The organism is Halotia branconii CENA392 (assembly GCF_029953635.1).
GTDB lineage: Bacteria > Cyanobacteriota > Cyanobacteriia > Cyanobacteriales > Nostocaceae > Halotia > Halotia branconii.
In genome coordinates this window covers 2499658-2518393 of record NZ_CP124543.1, presented here as the reverse complement: position 1 = coordinate 2518393, position 18736 = coordinate 2499658, and the positions used below count along the sequence as shown (strand labels likewise).

Below are 18736 nucleotides of genomic sequence, written 5' to 3'. Positions count from 1 at the left end.
TTAATTAAATCAAGCTATAGCAGCATTTTTAAGTATAAATTACTAACACAACATCTAAATTAAACACCGTTCTATTGTTGCTAAAACTGATTGAGAAAGTGTTATAAAATCATAACCACCTTCTAAACCAAAAACAATTTTACGAGTTAGCCTCAAGCAATAATCAGTAAATAAAGTATAATCTTCTGGTTGTAAATTGATATTTGCTAACGGATCTTTGGCATTGGCATCATAACCAGCACTGACAATTAGTAAATCGGCTTGGAAGTCGGCTAAAAATGGTACTACTTTTTGTGCAAACAGTGGTTGATATACGGTAATATCGCTACCAGGAGGTACTGGTAGATTTAATACATTATTATGAAGTCCGTGTTCGGAAGCTTTACCAGTACCGGGATAACAAGGGTATTGATGTAGCGAACAATAAGCAATTTGGGGATGAGTTTCCACGATCGCTTGAGTACCATTACCGTGATGCACATCCCAATCTAAAATAGCGACTCGGTTAATTCCCGGTTGTTCTAGGGCATAAAAAGCAGCGATCGCTGCATTAGAAAATAAGCAAAAGCCCATCCCAGTATCACTTTCAGCATGATGTCCTGGCGGACGTGCTAGCACAAAAGCCGGATTTGCTGTAGCTAACACGGTATCAACTGCATCTAGCCAAGCACTGACAGCTAGTAGCGCGACATCATAACTACGGGGAGAAACTGGGGTATCTCCATCCAAATAACCGCCACCAGTAGCAGCGATTTCTTTAATTTTCTTAATGTAAGCTGGGCTGTGAGTTTGTACCAACAAAGGCATCAGCGATCGCTTTTCTAATGCTGGTGTAGGCTCTTGCCAAGCAATTTGTTCTGCAAAAGCGGCTACTTTGAGCGCGTTGACAACTGCTCTCAAGCGTTCTGGGTTCTCTGGATGAGATCTTCCAGTTTTGTGATCTAAAAACTCATCAGAATAAATGACTGGTAGCATAAAGCGAAAAAATGAGGCAACAACTGAATGATATCATGTCCGGATAATCACTTACGATTAAACTCCAATCTGAAGCCACCAATGAAAACCAGTTAACCCACGAATTAAATCTTGCTGTTGAAGTAAAGACTGACAGCGATGAAATAAAATATTCTCCAAATCATTGAGTGAGTTAAACGATTGATTAGCGATTGGTTCGTCCACCAAAGTCCACAACCTTTCTGCCGGCTGTAACTCAGGTGAGTGAGAAGGCAAAAATGTTAAATGTAGTCCTTCAGGAATCTGTAAATTTTTACTGGTATGCCAGCCAGCACGGTCAACAGCTAATAAAATGTGTTTATTTTTACCTAATCCAAATTCACGAGCAAAATCAGCCAAAACCTGATTAAACAATTCTGTGTTCACGTAAGGCAGAATCCACCAATAGCTCTCTCCTGTTTTGGGATGTACAAAAGCATACAACCATAACCATTTAAACCGCCAATGGACATCAGCAATTGGTGTTTCTCCTTCAGGTACATACACTCGTCGCAAAATCGGTTTGAGTCCTAAACGATGTTCATCTTCACACCACAACTGAACTTCTGCATCTGGATAGATAGTTTGGAGTTGTTTTACTTGTGTCGCTAGTTTTTTTTCCAGGCTTCTTGCTCAAAATGATCGCTTTTAGTGTGAGACGGGCGAGGTACTCTGAGTCTAAAAGTCATCTGCCGTAATATCTCCCATCCCCTCTGTCGGCTGATCTGATTTCCTGTGACTTCAGTTAGCCAGTCTGCTACCTTTCGACCGTTCCATAGCCCTCCATCTGGTGCTTTCTCTTGTAATGCCTGCCATAACTGTGCTTGTTGCATATCATCCACTACAGGCTGTTTACCTTGGTTTAACTGCCTGCGATCGCCTAAGTATCCCACTCCAAATTCGTTGTATCTTTTTACCAATCCGTATATCCATGTTTTGCTGTAGCCTGTTATTTCCTCTACTTCTTCCGTTTTTTTACCTTGTGCTACTAACCAAATAATCTGATACTGACGGCTTTCTATGCCATCTTTAGCTTGACGATAACGTTTTTCTAGCTCTTCAATACTTAAATGTTTGGCTACACTAATTCGTTTTGGCATGACTCATCTTTGCGCTCCCTGCTTTTATCGTAAGCGATTATCCGGACATGATATGACATCCTAATTGATATCAAAGTGGATTCTAAAAAAAATAGAAGCGCTGATTAATACTGTTTCTCAGTTAATAACTCTGCGCCTCTACTTAATTTTTGCTTACTCAATATCGCACCTTACTGTAACCATCGTGCCGCATCCTTAGCATGGTAGGTTAAGATCAAATCCGCACCAGCGCGTTTAAACCCGGTCAGAGTTTCCAAAACTACACGCTTTTCATCAATCCAATCATTGAGAGCAGCAGCTTTAATCATGGAATACTCACCAGAAACATTGTAGGCGGCAACTGGTAAATTAGTCGCTTCCTTCACGCGCCAGATAATGTCCATGTAAGCCAAAGCTGGCTTGACCATGAGCATATCAGCACCTTCGGCAATATCTAGCTCAACTTCTTTAATAGCTTCACGACCGTTACCTGGGTCCATTTGATAGGTTCTTCTATCCCCAAATTGCGGTGTTGAGTCTGCTGCATCCCGAAATGGGCCATAGTAAGCCGAAGCATACTTAGCAGCATAAGACAAAATTGGCGTGTTTTGGAATCCAGCTGCATCCAAACCCTCACGAATGGCCTGTACAAAGCCATCCATCATCCCAGAAGGTGCAATGATGTCTGCACCTGCTTTTGCTTGAGAAACTGCTGTTTTCTTGAGTAATTCTAAGGTTGGGTCGTTAAGAACTTGTCCTGTCAAATCACCGACTTGTAAATAGCCGCAGTGACCGTGACTTGTGTATTCACACAAACAAGTATCAGCAATGACAATTAAATCTGGTACTGCTTCTTTTACCGCAGTTGCTGCTTTTTGAACAATACCACAATCATGCCAAGCGCCAGTGGCATCAACATCTTTATCTTCAGGGATACCAAATAAAATAATTGCAGGAATCCCTAAGTCATAAACTACTTTTGCCTCTTCAACAATTTTGTCTACCGAAAGTTGGTAAACTCCAGGCATAGATTTCACTTCTTTGGCAATTCCATTACCTGGAACAGCAAAAAGTGGGTAAATTAAATCATTTGTGGTTAAGACAGTTTCACGTACCATCCGGCGCAGTTGGGGATGAGTACGCAGACGGCGTGGGCGATGTATTGGAAACATAAAGTTTTGTCAAGAAAAACAACGCAATGGACATAAGACAAAGCGTCACAAAAGCAGCGTAAAACCCTGCTGTTATGGAACAGACTAAAAACAGTGCTTAACTGACCCTTGCCCTACTCTTGCTCAAACTGTGGGGCAATTTCGTATTTTACAGCTTTGTTGCCATTGTTACGCTGTATACTAAAACAAAAATATCAGAAATACACTCAATAAATAATAAAGAAAATTAGACAATGGGACTAAGAGAATTTTTTTAGGACTGAACTATCAATTTTACAGTCCTAATTCTCATGATTTGTGCTATAAAATGCGGAAAATAAAGGGATAACGAAAAGGTTGATCAGGATTGGTGAGAACGTGAGCGATCGCCCAAATTGTTAGTCCCCAGTGCAGCAAATATCCGAGTCCTGCTAGTGGCAACAGCAAACCAAGAGTCAACCAGATTAATACTGCAATAATGGTTCCGTAAAGCCAGACATTAAAGTGAAAATTAATCGATTCTTTGGCATTTTCCTTAACAACAGAATCATTAGTTACAAACAGTAGGGCAATAGGTAAACCTACAGAGACAAAAGTTGTACTGAAAAAAATGGCTCCATGACATAAAGCAGATAACAGCTTGCGTTTGTCCGAATCGTACATTGGTTTTTCCCTATTAACTAAGGTTCTTTTTAAGCTCATCCCACCCCTTGAAAGGGTATGATTTTGCGTCAGTGGTCAGTGGTCAGTGGTCAGTGGTCAGTTGTTTTTGCTATTGACCACACTTCGACTATGCAGTAGTTGAGCGCACTTGTACTGAGCGAAGTCGAAGTAGTCGAAACTCAGCGCACTGCTGACCACTGACACCCGACGGTGGCGGGGCGATGGTTACTGAGCGTTGGTTACTGAGCGAAGTCGAAGTAAGCCGAAGTGCTATCCCGGACACTCTTTAAAGAAGTGGGCTGACTGCTGCCCTCATTCAGTAAAAACATTACTTTTCCTGACATTGACGCTCTCACAATGTCTTAATATATATGCTCTTTACTATCTTACGACCCTATCACGAGCATCGTTGTTTTAAGATTAAAAGACTCGTTAAAGTAGAAAAACATTAAGTTAAGTTAAGCAACAAGGAATCCGACATAGTTATGTCAACTGAACTTCAATCAGAACTGCATAAAGCAGTTGAACTTCGTCGCAATTTTGCAATTATTTCTCACCCTGATGCAGGTAAAACTACACTCACAGAAAAGCTTCTGTTATACGGAGGCGCAATTCATGAAGCTGGGGCAGTCAAGGCACGGAGAGCGCAGCGAAAGGCGACCTCAGACTGGATGGCAATGGAACAACAACGGGGAATTTCCATTACATCTACAGTACTACAGTTTACATACCAAAACTGTCAGATCAATTTATTAGATACACCCGGACACCAAGATTTTAGTGAAGATACTTATCGGACTTTAGCAGCTGCCGATAATGCGGTGATGCTGATTGATGTAGCCAAAGGTTTAGAACCGCAAACGCGGAAGTTATTTGAAGTATGTAAGTTGCGGGGTCTACCCATTTTTACCTTCATTAATAAACTTGATCGTCCGGGAAGAGAACCGCTGGAACTGTTAGACGAGATAGAGCAAGAATTGGGGTTACAAACCTATGCAGTTAATTGGCCGATTGGGATGGGCGATCGCTTTAAAGGTGTATTTGACCGCAACCAACAACAAATCCATTTATTTGAGCGTAGCGCCCACGGTAGTAAAGAAGCCCGTGATACGATTATCAATTTAGGTGATGCCCAAATTGAAGAACTTCTAGAACAAGAATTGTACCACCAACTGAAAAATGATTTAGAACTATTAGAAGGTGTTGGCCCGGAACTGAATTTAGAACTGATTCATCAAGGAAAAATGACCCCAGTTTTCTTTGGTAGTGCAATGACCAACTTTGGGGTAGAGTTATTCCTCAAACACTTTCTTGACTATGCCCTTAAACCCGGTTCCCATAGCAGCACCGTCGGTGAAGTTCCTCCCACCTACCCGGACTTTTCAGGGTTTGTTTTTAAATTACAAGCCAATATGGACCCAAAACATCGCGATCGCGTCGCATTTGTCCGGGTTTGCACAGGTAAGTTTGAAAAAGATATGACAGTGAATCACGCTAGGACTGGTAAAGTCGTCCGCCTGTCTCGTCCGCAAAAACTTTTTGCTCAAGAGAGAGAATCGATTGATGAAGCTTATCCTGGCGATGTGATCGGTTTGAACAATCCTGGTGTTTTTGCGATCGGCGATACAATTTACACGGGGCAGAAGTTGGAATATGAAGGAATTCCGTATTTTTCACCGGAACTATTTGCGACTCTTAGGAATCCTAACCCCTCGAAGTTTAAGCAATTCCAAAAAGGCATTTCCGAATTGCGGGAAGAAGGTGCAGTACAAATTATGTACTCAGCTGATGAAGCCAAGCGCGATCCGATTATGGCAGCGGTGGGTCAGTTGCAATTTGAAGTGGTGCAATTTCGCTTGCAAAATGAGTACGGGGTGGAAACCTTGCTAGAATTATTGCCTTATAGCGTCGCCCGTTGGGTTGAAGGTGGTTGGGAAGCTTTGAATCAAGTGGGACGTATATTTAATACCACCACAGTCAAAGACAGCATGGGTCGCCCAGTATTGCTATTCCGGAATGAATGGAATTGTCAACAGTTACAGGGAGATCATCCAAATTTAAAATTAAGCGCGATCGCCCCGGTATTTTCTGCTCAACCAGCAATGGAAGAATAACTGGGTATAGTTCGATGTCCACGGCATCCAAGATTCGCGTTTTACCAAACCGTGGATTTAGTTAGAAGAGATTGGAGTGCCAAAAGTTTTATGCCTTCACATGCCGAATCATCTTTGGAGGCGGGTTTAGTTTCCCTTAAGCAAGGAAATTACCAAACAGCGATCGCTCAACTAGAGCCTTTGGCTAGTAGCCAGGGTAATGGGACTGCTAGCTTGCAAGCCCGCGTTGGTTTAGTGATGGCTTATGCACGCATTGGCGAAATCCGCAAGGCGATCGCTCTGTGTCAAAGTCTCACACAAAGCAAAAATCCACAGGTTAAAGAGTGGGCAGAACGCGCACTCACACATTTAACAAAAAGCAAAAAAACTCAAAAAACAGCATCAAAAAATTCCGCAACAGGATTTGTTGCTTTTGATAATTCACGCTCAGATCATGCCCAAGTCTCAGCACCATCACCTCAAAAACCACAAAATTCTGAAGTAGAAACCATCAGTTCTGGTAATTCTCAGACTTTGCCATCTCATGGTGTGCAAAATAAATTTATAGAAACAACTGTCACACCAAAAAATAGCTTGCTTAATTCTGTAGGTTATACCCAACCTCAAGAGTTTGGCGTTTATTGGCGACAAGCAAAACGTGCCAAGGTATGGCAGCCTCTACGTAAACCAAGTTTAATACCCTTGCGGTTGCTGGCGGCAGGAACATTTATTGCTCTGTTTTGGGTGATGCGGGAAATACTCAAAGGGGCAATGGGATTGGTCAACTACACTTTAGTTAAGTTGCCCTATCTGGAGCCATTGCAGTTTTTATACCGCAATCCTACATCATTTTTGTTAGTTGTTTTATTCACAGCGATCGCCCTATCGCCTTGGTTATTAGATTGGCAATTGGCCAATTTTTATGGCCAGCGACAATTATCTAAAGATGTCTTAAATAACTACAGCCGGGAAACAGGAAGGGTACTACACCGCTATTGCCAACAGCGCCATTGGCAGATTCCCAAACTGTTAATTTTGCCCATAGCTGCACCATTTGCCCTGACTTATGGAAATTTACCCCGCAATGCCCGAATAGTAGTTAGTCAAGGACTATTAGAACAACTAGCAGATGATGAAATTGCGACAATCTACGCTGGTCAACTAGGACATATTACTCACTGGGATTTTGTGGTCATGTCTTTGGTATTGCTGGTAACTTTACCAACTTACAGGTTATATCAGCAATTCTCAGAGTGGGGAAACAAATTATCTAAGGGAATTTGGCATTGGCCAGTAACGATCGCGGCTAGTATTTGTTATGGATTTTGGTGTTTGTTAACTGGTACTGCTTTGTGGTTATCGCGGTTGCGACTTTATTATAGCGATCGCTTGGCAGCTGAAATTACTGGTAATCCCAATGCTTTAACTCGCGCTTTACTCAAAATTGCTATTGGCGTTGCTAATGATATTCAAAAAGCAGAACACACCAGTTGGCAGTTAGAAAGCTTGAATCTCCTCACCCCAGTCGGTTATCAACAGAGTATCTCTTTAGGTAGCGTCGCAGGTCGTCTCACCTTTGAATCTCTATTGATGTGGGATCATCTCAATCCCTATCGCTGGTGGCTAGCAATTAATAATACTCATCCTTTAATCGGCGATCGTATCCAGCGCCTCTGTCAAATAGCCTACCACTGGCATATAGACCCAGAACTACATTTGACTAGTCAACAATCTTTAAGTCAACAGTCTTTAAAAGTGACGCGCCAATCATTCCTATTACAAATCGCTCCTTTTTTAGGCATTCCTCTAGGTTTTTTATTTGCAGGTCTGATTTGGCTGAGTTGGCAAACTGCCTTCACACTCAAGTTTTTAAATTTAAAGTGGATCTATGAAGATTGGTCTTTCGTAACAGGTTGCTTGTTAATAGGTTTCAGCATCGGTCTGGTAATTCGGATGAACTCCTTTTTTCCAGACATCAAAACTGCCAATGTGCAAACTGATCACCTTTTGCCCAACCTCTTAGCCAATCCATCTGCTATCCCCATTGATAGCATTAAGGTACATATTGTCGGCAAACTTTTAGGTCGTCAGGGTACAGGTAACTGTCTTGCACAAGACTTAATCCTTCAATCCAGCACAGGTTTAGTGAAATTACATCATATTTCCTGGCTGGGGCAATCGGTCAATCCTCAAGATTTGATCGGTCGCCAGATTACTGTGATTGGTTGGTTCCGCCGAGGAGCTACACCTTGGATTGATATTCAAACATTACAAACTCAAAGTGGTAAAACAATTCATAGTCCTCATCCCATTTGGTCTACTGTTTTAGCAGTTGCTGCACAAGCTTGGGGTGCATATATTTTTCTTACAGGCTAGTACCACTGCCTTGGAAGTCAAAAATCAAAAGACTAATGGTCATTAGTCATTGTCAGAATTGAACAGAATGTAAGCAAAAGTTGCAAATATTCCTCACAAATGTTACATTTATTTACACAATTGCCAATTAGTGATATTAATCAATGCAATAGCTTGATTATTACACTACCATTTTTATCTTCCCAACACAGCAACAAATTAACCAGCCAAGGGCTGGTTTTTGTTTCCCATATCCATTTTTGAGAAAAAAACTTTACTTTATGCTAAGATGCGATCATACTATTATCAGAAATGTATGCCCTGAACTAGCTACGTAGAAAATACCGTGGTAATGTAAAGGATGGTATTCAATTCTGCGGGCAAGGGCACTGAAAAAATATTTACTATGGCAAACAATAGGCTAATAGATTTACAATTCTTAGAATTAAGGTGATATTAGCTGAACGTTGTGTGCGCTTTTGTATTAAACAAGATTGATCCCAACGAAAAACTGTATTGTATAGGTTGACAGTTTGGAGTAAAAAAATTGGTTTATGGCAGCCTTGGTCAATAGCATCTATTTAAAAGTCAAAGCCAAGGGATTGTTTTCTTGCCTTGCCATGTTCATTCAACTCTGGAGGTATAGTTCATGTCCATTCGCCTATATATAGGTAATTTGCCAAAAGAAGAAATAGATCGTCAAGATCTGCAAGCAGTTTTTGCCGAAGAAGGTGATGCTGTAACTACGAAACTAATTAAAGACCGGAAAACTGGCAAATGCCGTGGTTTCGGTTTTCTTACGGTCAACAATGACGAGCAAGCTGACCAAATTATTGAAAAGTATAACGGTCACTTGTTTAAAGAAACTCCCATTAAGTTAGAAAAGGCATTGCCTCGGACAAAAGGTGAGGATAACGAGGATCAAGCTCCCAAAGCTGCTAGTTCTAGTGGTAGTCACCCTGCTCCTAACATCAATAAAGACAGCAATCGTCGTGAGAAAGGGGCTAAGAAGTCTCGGCGTGGCGGCGGCGGTAATCGCGAAAGCAGCAACACTAATGCTGACTCAGATGCTATTCGGCCAGATCCCCGTTGGGCTTCTGAACTCGAAAAGCTCAAGCAGATGCTAGCCGCGCAAACCACAAACTAAGTGCATGGTATGCAGCCATCATTATAAGTGCGATCGCGTCTGTTAGGTGAAATGTGGTTAGTAAACAGGTTTCGCGGTGAGACTAGGCTAAAGTTTAAGATTAAACGTTTAGCCATAGTCATTAATCAAAAGACCAATGCATTAATTTCCTCTAAGCAAAATACAAAAAATACGCAATTAATAAAGTATTCTATTTGCTAGGGATAAAAGTAGAAAACTGACTAACTTCTCCCAATAGTTGCGATCGCATTAATTTAACTCCATCATATTTGTCTAATATCTTTTAAAGTCAGAATAGTTAGCGTAAAGGTAAACCATAACTACTCAATCTGAACAACTCATTATCCAAAAAACATATAGCGTTTCTCGTCGGTTGTATACAATATACTCCAATAATCAAAAGGGTATAGGAACTAGAGGCTAGGGGCTAGAGTGGTGTATTTCATTCATAAGAAAACCGCAATATTTTACTAAAAGCTGCTTGATGCTTTTTTCTTTCATTTCTAACGCATCAATAAACTTTTGGAGCATTATTTTTTCGTGGCACAACCTTCTAAAACCTGATTGCCCAGGATAAAAATTGCAGAATAGGGATACTCTTTATCTGACATACCGTCGCTACAGATCTCGGTTTTTTTGATAATTAAAATATTGTTACCTTTGCCCCTAAGTCGGTAAACTCGCAACAAGTCTGCGGGACGCGCCTCTGCTTTTAAGGGTGCAACATAAGAGAAGATTTGCTTTTGCACATTTGGTGAAGAGTAGACAATTGCCTTCTTGCTCACGGTAAGACTCCAAAAAGGTTCTGTACCGCTAGCGATAAATTCTTCATTATTAGCAGTTTCTGCAACAAAGATGCTGCTATTTGATTCATTAGCATTACTGGGACTGTGAGCTAATAAACTAGCGTCAAATAAGAGCAAAGCAACACAACAGATGAAAACTTTCATGTATCGAGATCCTATAGCTATTAATTTGTTTTACTTTGTTAGTTCTGCAAACTATAAACTCATCCGTTTTAAGTATTAGGTATAAAGATTACAATTTGTGCATCTATAAATTAAATATAAACACTTAAGATAGAAGTATAGTCCTGGTAGTAGATTTAAGAAAAATTTGACATATTAAAATAAAATAAAGATTACTCAAAAATTTTTAAATAACTTACTTAGGTTCAAGTTTGTGTTTAACAGGCTTGGAACCAACAAATACCTTGTGATCATCAGCAGTACACATACTATGAATACTACCACTGAAAAATGTATCGCCTTAATTTCTGTCCACGGAGACCCAGCGATTGAAATTGGGAAAGAAGAAGCTGGAGGACAAAACGTTTATGTGCGTCATGTGGGTGAAGCACTAGCGCAGCTAGGATGGCAAGTTGATATGTTTACCCGAAAAGTCAGTAAAGGGCAAAACCCAGTTGTTCAACATAGTCAAAATTGTCGAACGATTCGTCTAATAGCCGGCCCTGTAGAGTTTGTACCACGGGATGAGCTTTTTGATTATTTGCCAGAATTTTTGGATAATTTTCTTCAGTTTCAGCAAGCAAACGATATTACATATCCATTAATTCACACCAACTATTGGCATTCTAGCTGGATAGGAATGGAACTAAAGAAAATTCAGGGTAGTAAACAAGTTCATACATATCATTCTTTAGGAGTAGTCAAGTACAACACGATAGAAAGTATTCCCTTAATAGCTAGTCAGCGATTAGCAGTTGAAAAAGAAGTTTTGGAGACAGCAGAAAGGATTGTAGCCACAAGTCCTCAAGAAAAGCAACACATGCGATCGCTTGTCTCCAGTCAAGGCACTATTGATATTATTCCCTGCGGTACTGATATTCAACGATTTGGTGCAATTGAGCGACAAGCAGCAAGATCCAAGTTGAAAATTGCTCCAGAAACCAAGCTTGTATTCTATATAGGGCGTTTTGACCCGCGTAAAGGTATAGAAACCTTAGTACGTGCAATCAATGAGTCTCAGTTACGCACTTCTAAGAACCTCCAGCTAATTATAGGTGGCGGTAGCACTCCAGGTAACAGCGACGGTATTGAACGCGATCGCATTGAAAGTATTGTTAATAAATTAGGAATGAACGACTGTACTATCTTTACTGGTCGCCTCAGTCAGGAAATTTTACCAATTTACTATGCTGCTGCTGATGTTTGCGTTGTTCCTAGTCACTACGAACCCTTCGGACTTGTAGCGATTGAAGCAATGGCAAGTAATACACCAGTGGTAGCAAGTGATGTTGGTGGACTTCGGTTTACTGTAGTTCCAGAAGAAACAGGTTTATTAGCGCCACCACAAGATGTAACTGCCTTTACATCTGCTATTGACCGAATTTTATTGAATCCAGAATGGCGAGACAAGTTAGGTAAAGCTGGCAGAAAGCGTGTGGAAACTAATTTTAGTTGGGATGGCGTAGCAAATCAACTCAGTGAACTTTATACCCAATTTTTGGAGCAACCAGTAGCCAAAAAGGCTGCATTGCTTACTCAATAAATTTTTTCATACTCTTTGGTTGTTAATCGATAATGAATAATTTTACAGAACAAAAAAATAAATGAATTAAGAAGAAAAATGTAGTTTTACCTTTTCCTTCTTAACTTTTTAAAACACATTTTAATAATTCTAAATATCTTAAATCAAGAATTAGAGCCTATACATCTAAAACAGTATTAATTACTACTAAGCTTGTACGTATTCATATTTAATTTTTCAGAAAATTCATTGTATATAAATTTTTAGTTAAAGTATGCGTCTTATTATCGACAGCAGCTCAAACTGTGTTCTAAGCTATGAAAACATAACTCATGTCTTAAATCAAATTTTTAGTTGATACTAGTTTGCGTTCTATTGTAGTAGTTCAAAATTGATAAGATTGCTTCCTTCCACTTTGTTACAGTCGCAATGACGGAATATTACATTTGACTGCAACTTGGTATAAGATCTGCTAATTGAGTTAATTCAGATTTATAAAGATATTAGTTTGAAAAACTTCATTCAATCATGAAAAATAATTGTTCATAGGAGATATAATGCTAGCCTTAAACAAACCTATTAATCAGTACAAATTACTTTTTACTTTAGGATTAGCGACCTTGGGGTTAATGATTGCATCTAACCCAGCAAAAGCAGTTTCACTTGTTCCTTTAACATCCCAAGATGCTGACACAGACTTTGACGATCTAGACTTTAACTTGTTGCTTGATAAGAAAGATTTTAAAGAGTTGTTTGTAGCCGAAGGTCGAATTGGTAACAATGGTTTAGGAGGTAACGGAGAGCGAGAATTAGGAATTAATAAAGATGTAAGAGCAGCAGTAAACGGTGGTCAACCTGTTACTAAAGGTGATTTAGTTTGGGGAAATAACAAATTATGGAATTTCAGCCTGGAATATACAGGAAGTAAGGTGACTTACAAAGTTTTTGATAGTGTCCAAACATTAGCCCTAACAACTCAGGAATTTAACGGTTCTGTAACAGACATCTTTTTCCGCACTTTTGCCCAAAAAAATAGCAGTAGCAATACTAATAACTCTGTAAATTTGAGTAATCTCGTTTTAAACGGCCAAGCTATTGGCAGTCTCTCATCTACAGGTTCAGCTGTCAGTAGTGATGTAGACTATATTCGCGTCAGTGATATTTCTACAAATTTTATGTTAACTGGCACAACCTCCTTTAGCTGGGCAGGTTCAGCACCCCAGCGTTCTAATCTTGCCTTTCAAATCAAAGTAGGTAGTAAGAAGAAAGTACCAGAGCCTAGTATGCTAGGTGCTATTTTCGTTGCTACTATGACAGGTGCAGCTGCTCTAAAAAGACAAAAAGCAGATAGTCAACAAATTTAATCGATTGTGAATTTTATTAATCAAAGCTTATAAAGCCGAAACCCCCCGAAATCTTGAGTTTCGAGGGGCTGAAGAGTATGCCAGGAACCAGACTTGAACTGGTGACACGAGGATTTTCAGTCCTCTGCTCTACCGACTGAGCTATCCCGGCTGGTGCTTTTTCTTAGCCACGATTAATCATCTTAGCGAAGATAAAATGATTTGGCAAGAGATAAACAAAAAAAATTATGCTGTTTTCAACTTTAACTTTACCCCAATGAAAACAGCTATAAATAGCAGAAACTGAACCAGCACAATACTAGGGCCAGAAGCAAGGTTGAAAAGACCTGACACAATAATCCCAGCAATGCTGCTAGTAGAACCAACTATCACCGACATAATCAGAAAATGACGAAAGTGATGACTCATCAGTTTGGCGGTTGAAGCAGGAATTACCAAAAATGCATTCACTAGTAGAACACCGACAGCTTTAATGGCTACGGCCACGGCTAGTGAAAGCAAGACGACAAAGCCATAGCGATATAATTGGACTGGAATCCCTTGTACTTGGGCTACATCTGAGTTTAGGGTCAATAAAATTTGCTGTCGTAGAGTTGATAGTAAAAATATGCTGCTACCAATAAGTACAAGTAGCGTCAAAATTAAATCTGTGGCATCAATCGCCAGAATATCGCCGAAAAGTACTGCCATCAAGTTACCGCGATATCCTTTAATCAGACTAGTGAGAATCACACCGATCGCTAATGCACCTGAAAGCACGATACTAAGTATGCTATCGCTAGCTAAATCGGTTTTATCAATAAAGTAGAGGACAACAACGCCAAAAAGTAAGGTAAAAGGTAACAACATCCCAGTAGGATTGACTTGTAACAGCACACCTAACGCTACCCCTACTAATGCTGCATGACCCACAGCGTGGCTGAAAAATGATAGCTGGCGCAAGGTCACAAAACTACCAAGTAAACCTCCCAGTATTCCCATTAATACAGCACCTGCGATCGCTCGCTGCATAAAAGGGAATTGCAACAACTCTACCAAATCATAACTATTAGTTACAGCTAATCCAATTAGCTGGCAAGGATCGTAAAAACTCATAACTCAGTTGTGGTGATGTTGGTAGCGGCTGAATCCTGGCCCGTAGGTTGCTAAAAGGTTTTGGGGTGAAAGAGCAATTTCCGGCTGTCCGGTACAAACAACAGTTTGGTTGAGGCAGAGGACGCGATCGCAATGGCGGCTTACCATATCAATATCATGGGAAACCTGTAACACTGTCCACCCCTCTTCTTGCTTAAGTTCATTCAACAATGCATAAAAATCTGTTGTACCTTGCACATCTACGCCGGCAAAGGCTTCATCTAATATTAAAAGTTTTCGCGGTCTTACCAAGCAGTAAGCTAATAATACCCGTTTAAGTTGACCACCGCTGAGAGTACCAATAGTTTGATGTCGCAGATGATAAGCGTCAGTACGCTGTAAAGCTTCTATGACTGCTACTGATTTTTCCTGGTTTTGCCTCTGTAACTTTGAGAAAAACGAACTTGTTCTTTTAGCTTCACTAGTCCATCCCAATCCTACTAACTCACTCACAGAGATAGGAAAACTGCGGTCAAAAATGAAATTCTGCGGCATATAACCCAATAAATGACGCAAATTTCCTAGTCTAGAAATTGGACGAGCAAATATTTCAATCTGGCCAGCATTGCGGGGAATCAAATCTAAAACCGCTTTGACCAAAGTGCTTTTACCCGCGCCGTTGGGGCCAACTATCGCTGTATCTGTTCCTGGCAATAATTCAAAAGCAACATCCCGCACAGCTAAATGACTGCCTTGATATACAGTTAATCCCTCTACTTTTAAAATTGGCGTGGTCATTGTTTATAGTTAATTGGTCATTAATGGTTAATTAGTTTTAATTAAACTTACTTACACGCCGTTTGCAGAGTTTGTAAGTTAGCTTTCATGGCTTGAAAATAATACTGTGGATTTGTTTCGCCAGTTTCTAAAGAATCCAAAGTACGCAAATTTAAATTCAAGTCTTTGGACAGGCTTTTTAATAATTTGTTATCTACCCCTGGTTCACTAAATAAAGCTTTAACTTGATATTTTTTCACTGTGTTAACTGCATTTTGTACATCTGCTGGTGAAAGTTGATCTTCAGGAATTTCTACCACCGCAACTTGTTTAATGTTATAGCGTTGAGCAAGATATGGATAGGCATCATGAAAAGTAATAAAAGTGCAATTGGGAGTTTTCTGCAAACTTTGTTGAAACTCGCTATTTAAAGTTTCTAGTTTTTGAATATAAGCCGCAGCATTTGCTTCATAAGTAGTTTTATTTCTAGGATCAACGGCTATTAATCCATCCCGGATATTTGTTACCTGCTGTTTTGCCATAACTGGATCTAACCAAACATGAGGATTCCCCTCGGTGTGTTCATGTTCTTTTTCCTTTGTTGTCGTTGTTTCAATGGGTGAAATTTCATTTAAGGGTTTAATCCCTTTGCTGGCATCAATTTCTGTCAACTGAGGATTTTGGGCATTTTTTACAGTGCCTTCCAGAAATTCCTCTAATCCCAAACCATTTTTTACTAGCACATTTGCAGTAGCGATCGCTTTGACATTTTCTGGTGTCGCTTGATACTCATGTACTTCCGTTCCTGGTGGCACTAAAATTGTCACATCTGCTGCATCTCCAGCTACCGCTTTAGTAAACAAATAAATCGGTAAAAATGTCGTCACTATTTTGATTTTTTCTGAGGACTCTACAGGAGTAGACGCTGCTTCTTGGGCTGGCGGCGACTGCACATAATTTGTTCTTTGATTTGTGTTTGATTGCTTACAGCCCACAACTGTAGAAAATATCAGCAAAGTAATTAAGGATAAAATGCCCATTTTATGTGTTTTACCAGCCAAAATCACCATGTTTTATCCTTTGATTGAGAATGAGACTTATTCTACACCGTATATTATAATAATTATCATTCTCATATAAAGTAGATCACGTTTTTTGTGTAAGCAGTCACAGCAGCATCTGAGCAGTGATGCTGTTATTTGCTATCTTTATTGACTTGTTAAATGATGCTTTCTTAATTCTTGTATTAAAAAAATGCTAGCTACTGATAATATTTGAGAATACTTTTCAAGAAACTGTGTCCTTGAATCAAGAGTGGTGTGAAGGAAAAATGCAAAAGTTAGGGAAATATCTGCTGGTAAGTCCAGTAGTCTGTAGCATGATGATACTTACTGGTACTGCGTTTGCAGAGGAAATATCTACAATATCGGAAAAAAATCAGCTTTCAACTGTAGCAAGTCCAGTCAATAAAGTTGAGAAATTTAATCAAAATCAGGTGATAGCGCAAGTTACCTCAGTATCTCAATTATCGGATGTCCAACCTACAGATTGGGCATTTCAAGCTTTACAATCATTAGTCGAGCGTTACGGCTGTATTGCGGGTTATCCCAATAGCACTTATCGTGGTAATCGCGCGCTGACAAGATATGAGTTCGCCGCTGGTTTGAATGCGTGTCTTGATCGAGTTAATGAACTTATTGCCACTGCAACTGCTGAACTGGTAACAAAACAAGATATAGCCACACTGCAAAGGTTGCAATCAGAATTTTCCGCAGAATTAGCAACATTAAGAGGTCGTGTAGATGCCCTAGAAGCACGTACATCTGAACTGGAAGCTAATCAGTTTTCTACTACAACTAAACTACAAGGACAAGTTGTCGCAGCCATTACTGATGTTTTTGGAAGTGACAACGTTAATGGTGGAGAAATCACAGATACAAATACGACTCTTGGGGTAAGGGCAAGGATTGAACTTGTAACTAGTTTTACAGGTCAAGATACCCTATTTACTAGAATCCAGGCTAATAATATTATCAGTCCTGACATTGGTACACCAGAAGGTAACTTATTCTTTGCTGGTGAAGACGGTACTACTGATGCCGCTATCGATGCTTTATTTTACGCTTTTCCTTTGGGAGAAAAGACACAGGTAATTGCGATCGCTAATGCTGGTGCAGCAGATGATCTTACCGATACTATAAATATCTTTGATGGAGATGGTGCTTTTGGGGCTTTATCAACCTTTGGCACACGTAATCCAATTTATTACCAGATGGATGGTGCAGGGTTAGGAGTAACCCATGAGTTTAGTGATAAATTAGCACTCAGTTTAGGATATTTGAGTGGTGGAGCTAACGATCCATCTCCCAAAAATGGTTTATTTGATGGTGCTTACGGTGCATTAGCACAATTAACAATTAAACCAAGCGATCGCATATCTATTGGTTTAACTTACATCAATTCCTACAAACAGCCATTACCTACAGGTAGTAACGCTGCCACCTTCACACCCTTGTTAAATCAGAATGGTGAACTAGATACCGCATTTTCTAGTAATTCTTATGGTGTTCAAGCATCTATCGGCATCAGCGATCAAATAGTCTTGGGTGGTTGGGCTGGATATACTAATAGCCGTATCCTATCTGGTAATCGTGGAGATATTGACATTTGGAACTATGCCGTTACCCTCGGCTTTCCTGACCTTGGTAAAAAAGGTAACTTGGCTGGGATTATTGCTGGTGTGGAACCTAGGGTAACAAGTTCTAGTGTTGCAGGTTTAGAAAGAGATAGGGATACTTCCTATCACCTAGAAGCTTTTTACCAATACCAAATCAGTGACAACATCAGTATCACCCCTGGAGTCATCTGGTTGACATCCCCAGATCATAATGATGACAACGATGATATTTTTATTGGTGCTTTGAGAACTACATTCAGTTTCTAATTTTCCAGGACTTACGCAAGGATTACGATTTACGTCATTACGAGCAAAGCGTAGACGCGTTAGCGGCTTCTCGTTCGCGTAGGGTCTGCGTAAGGACAAGAGTAGTAATCGCAAAGGCTTAGTTTTCGTAGCAAGTGCGTAAGTTCTATTTTCAACAGAAAAGACGCGAAGTTGTTCTTCGCGTCTTTCATCAAAAGGCGACGGGAAACCCACTTCTTCGAGGAGTAGGAGAAATAGTCGTACCGCCGCCGTCAGGTGTTAGTAGTCAGTTGTGAGTAGCAAAAACAACTGACCACTGACCACTAACACGAAATCCCGCCCCTTCTAGTACTCTGTCAAGATAATTTTGCTGGGTTAATGTGAAAAAGTCCAGTTCTTTTCTCCCCCTGCTTACCCTGCTTCCCCTGCCTGCCTCCACCTGTCATTTTTGGGTTGACAGACCACTAGGGGTGGGATGAGCTTAAAATCTCAAAATTAAAACCCAGCATCTTTGCCGGGTACAAAATCTCATACTAAATTGTCGTTTTGAAAGGATACATGGAGAGCGAGATTAATAGAGGCTGCTCTCATTCCAAAACATAACCTATTTTAGGTTATGCACTACAT

13 protein-coding genes, 1 tRNA gene and 1 pseudogene are annotated in these 18736 nt (G+C 40.1%); 6 read left to right on the top strand and 9 right to left on the bottom strand.

Translation table 11 applies throughout. The features are described from left to right. Positions 1-54: 54 nt before the first annotated feature. From QI031_RS11120 to QI031_RS11105, 4 genes and pseudogenes are all read right to left on the bottom strand, one after another. Entirely contained in the window at positions 55-975 is a 921-nt protein-coding gene (locus QI031_RS11120; RefSeq protein ID WP_281485222.1) for a histone deacetylase family protein, read from the bottom strand. A gap of 57 nt (positions 976-1032) precedes the next feature. Continuing rightward, positions 1033-2093, bottom strand: a pseudogene (locus tag QI031_RS11115) (IS630 family transposase). Positions 2094-2263: 170 nt separating this feature from the next. Next, entirely contained in the window at positions 2264-3244 is a 981-nt protein-coding gene (hemB, locus tag QI031_RS11110) for a porphobilinogen synthase (protein WP_281485221.1), read from the bottom strand. 300 nt (positions 3245-3544) lie between these two features. After that, the gene (locus QI031_RS11105; protein ID WP_281485220.1) at positions 3545-3886 is read right to left on the bottom strand and encodes a DUF4870 domain-containing protein; all 342 of its coding nucleotides are present in this window, start codon (positions 3884-3886) and stop codon (positions 3545-3547) included. Between the two features lie 485 nt (positions 3887-4371). On the opposite strand from QI031_RS11105, the gene QI031_RS11100 reads away from it, so the two are divergent. From QI031_RS11100 to QI031_RS11090, 3 genes are all read left to right on the top strand, one after another. Continuing rightward, complete coding sequence (locus tag QI031_RS11100; RefSeq protein ID WP_281485219.1) at positions 4372-6000, top strand: peptide chain release factor 3; 1629 nt, start codon at positions 4372-4374, stop codon at positions 5998-6000. A gap of 90 nt (positions 6001-6090) precedes the next feature. After that, complete coding sequence (locus tag QI031_RS11095) at positions 6091-8355, top strand: M48 family metallopeptidase (RefSeq protein ID WP_281485218.1); 2265 nt, start codon at positions 6091-6093, stop codon at positions 8353-8355. A gap of 628 nt (positions 8356-8983) precedes the next feature. Beyond that, a complete protein-coding gene (locus QI031_RS11090) occupies positions 8984-9481 on the top strand; it encodes an RNA recognition motif domain-containing protein (protein WP_281485217.1) in 498 nt (165 codons plus the stop codon). Positions 9482-10011: 530 nt separating this feature from the next. On the opposite strand, the gene QI031_RS11085 is transcribed toward QI031_RS11090, so the two are convergent. Continuing rightward, positions 10012-10431 carry a COG3650 family protein gene (locus QI031_RS11085; RefSeq protein ID WP_281485216.1) on the bottom strand — a complete coding sequence of 140 codons (420 nt, stop codon included), beginning with the start codon at positions 10429-10431 and terminating at the stop codon, positions 10012-10014. A 289-nt stretch (positions 10432-10720) separates the two neighbouring features. Here QI031_RS11085 and QI031_RS11080 point away from each other — a divergent pair, with 289 nt between their 5' ends. Together QI031_RS11080 and QI031_RS11075 are read left to right on the top strand one after the other, a co-directional pair. After that, a complete protein-coding gene (locus QI031_RS11080; protein ID WP_281485215.1) occupies positions 10721-11992 on the top strand; it encodes a glycosyltransferase family 4 protein in 1272 nt (423 codons plus the stop codon). A 536-nt stretch (positions 11993-12528) separates the two neighbouring features. Next, positions 12529-13335, top strand: coding sequence for a choice-of-anchor W domain-containing protein (locus QI031_RS11075; protein WP_281485214.1), 807 nt, complete (start codon positions 12529-12531; stop codon positions 13333-13335). Between the two features lie 78 nt (positions 13336-13413). Here the strand turns inward: QI031_RS11075 and QI031_RS11070 are convergent. The 4 genes from QI031_RS11070 to QI031_RS11055 all read right to left on the bottom strand — a co-directional run bounded on the left by QI031_RS11070 (position 13414) and on the right by QI031_RS11055 (position 16256). Beyond that, a tRNA-Phe gene (locus tag QI031_RS11070) sits at positions 13414-13486 on the bottom strand. Positions 13487-13560: 74 nt separating this feature from the next. Continuing rightward, complete coding sequence (locus QI031_RS11065) at positions 13561-14430, bottom strand: metal ABC transporter permease (protein WP_281485213.1); 870 nt, start codon at positions 14428-14430, stop codon at positions 13561-13563. 3 nt (positions 14431-14433) lie between these two features. Further along, on the bottom strand, positions 14434-15207 hold the full coding sequence (locus QI031_RS11060) for a metal ABC transporter ATP-binding protein (protein WP_281485212.1): 774 nt from the start codon (positions 15205-15207) through the stop codon (positions 14434-14436). 47 nt (positions 15208-15254) lie between these two features. Next, positions 15255-16256 carry a metal ABC transporter substrate-binding protein gene (locus QI031_RS11055; RefSeq protein ID WP_281485211.1) on the bottom strand — a complete coding sequence of 334 codons (1002 nt, stop codon included), beginning with the start codon at positions 16254-16256 and terminating at the stop codon, positions 15255-15257. Between the two features lie 260 nt (positions 16257-16516). On the opposite strand from QI031_RS11055, the gene QI031_RS11050 reads away from it, so the two are divergent. Further along, positions 16517-18130: an iron uptake porin gene (locus QI031_RS11050; RefSeq protein WP_281485995.1), complete on the top strand. Its 1614-nt coding sequence runs from the start codon at positions 16517-16519 to the stop codon at positions 18128-18130. Positions 18131-18736 lie beyond the last annotated feature (606 nt).

What these genes read in the sequence shown, in the direction of transcription:
- QI031_RS11055 (WP_281485211.1), bottom strand. Translation starts at nt 16,256, where the DNA reads ATGGTGATTTTGGCTGGTAAAACACATAAAATGGGCATTTTATCCTTA.
- QI031_RS11090 (WP_281485217.1), top strand. Translation starts at nt 8,984, where the DNA reads ATGTCCATTCGCCTATATATAGGTAATTTGCCAAAAGAAGAAATAGAT.
- QI031_RS11050 (WP_281485995.1), top strand. Translation starts at nt 16,517, where the DNA reads ATGCAAAAGTTAGGGAAATATCTGCTGGTAAGTCCAGTAGTCTGTAGC.
- QI031_RS11100 (WP_281485219.1), top strand. Translation starts at nt 4,372, where the DNA reads ATGTCAACTGAACTTCAATCAGAACTGCATAAAGCAGTTGAACTTCGT.
- QI031_RS11085 (WP_281485216.1), bottom strand. Translation starts at nt 10,431, where the DNA reads ATGAAAGTTTTCATCTGTTGTGTTGCTTTGCTCTTATTTGACGCTAGT.
- QI031_RS11060 (WP_281485212.1), bottom strand. Translation starts at nt 15,207, where the DNA reads ATGACCACGCCAATTTTAAAAGTAGAGGGATTAACTGTATATCAAGGC.
- hemB (WP_281485221.1), bottom strand. Translation starts at nt 3,244, where the DNA reads ATGTTTCCAATACATCGCCCACGCCGTCTGCGTACTCATCCCCAACTG.
- QI031_RS11075 (WP_281485214.1), top strand. Translation starts at nt 12,529, where the DNA reads ATGCTAGCCTTAAACAAACCTATTAATCAGTACAAATTACTTTTTACT.
- QI031_RS11095 (WP_281485218.1), top strand. Translation starts at nt 6,091, where the DNA reads ATGCCTTCACATGCCGAATCATCTTTGGAGGCGGGTTTAGTTTCCCTT.
- QI031_RS11080 (WP_281485215.1), top strand. Translation starts at nt 10,721, where the DNA reads ATGAATACTACCACTGAAAAATGTATCGCCTTAATTTCTGTCCACGGA.
- QI031_RS11065 (WP_281485213.1), bottom strand. Translation starts at nt 14,430, where the DNA reads ATGAGTTTTTACGATCCTTGCCAGCTAATTGGATTAGCTGTAACTAAT.
- QI031_RS11105 (WP_281485220.1), bottom strand. Translation starts at nt 3,886, where the DNA reads ATGTACGATTCGGACAAACGCAAGCTGTTATCTGCTTTATGTCATGGA.
- QI031_RS11120 (WP_281485222.1), bottom strand. Translation starts at nt 975, where the DNA reads ATGCTACCAGTCATTTATTCTGATGAGTTTTTAGATCACAAAACTGGA.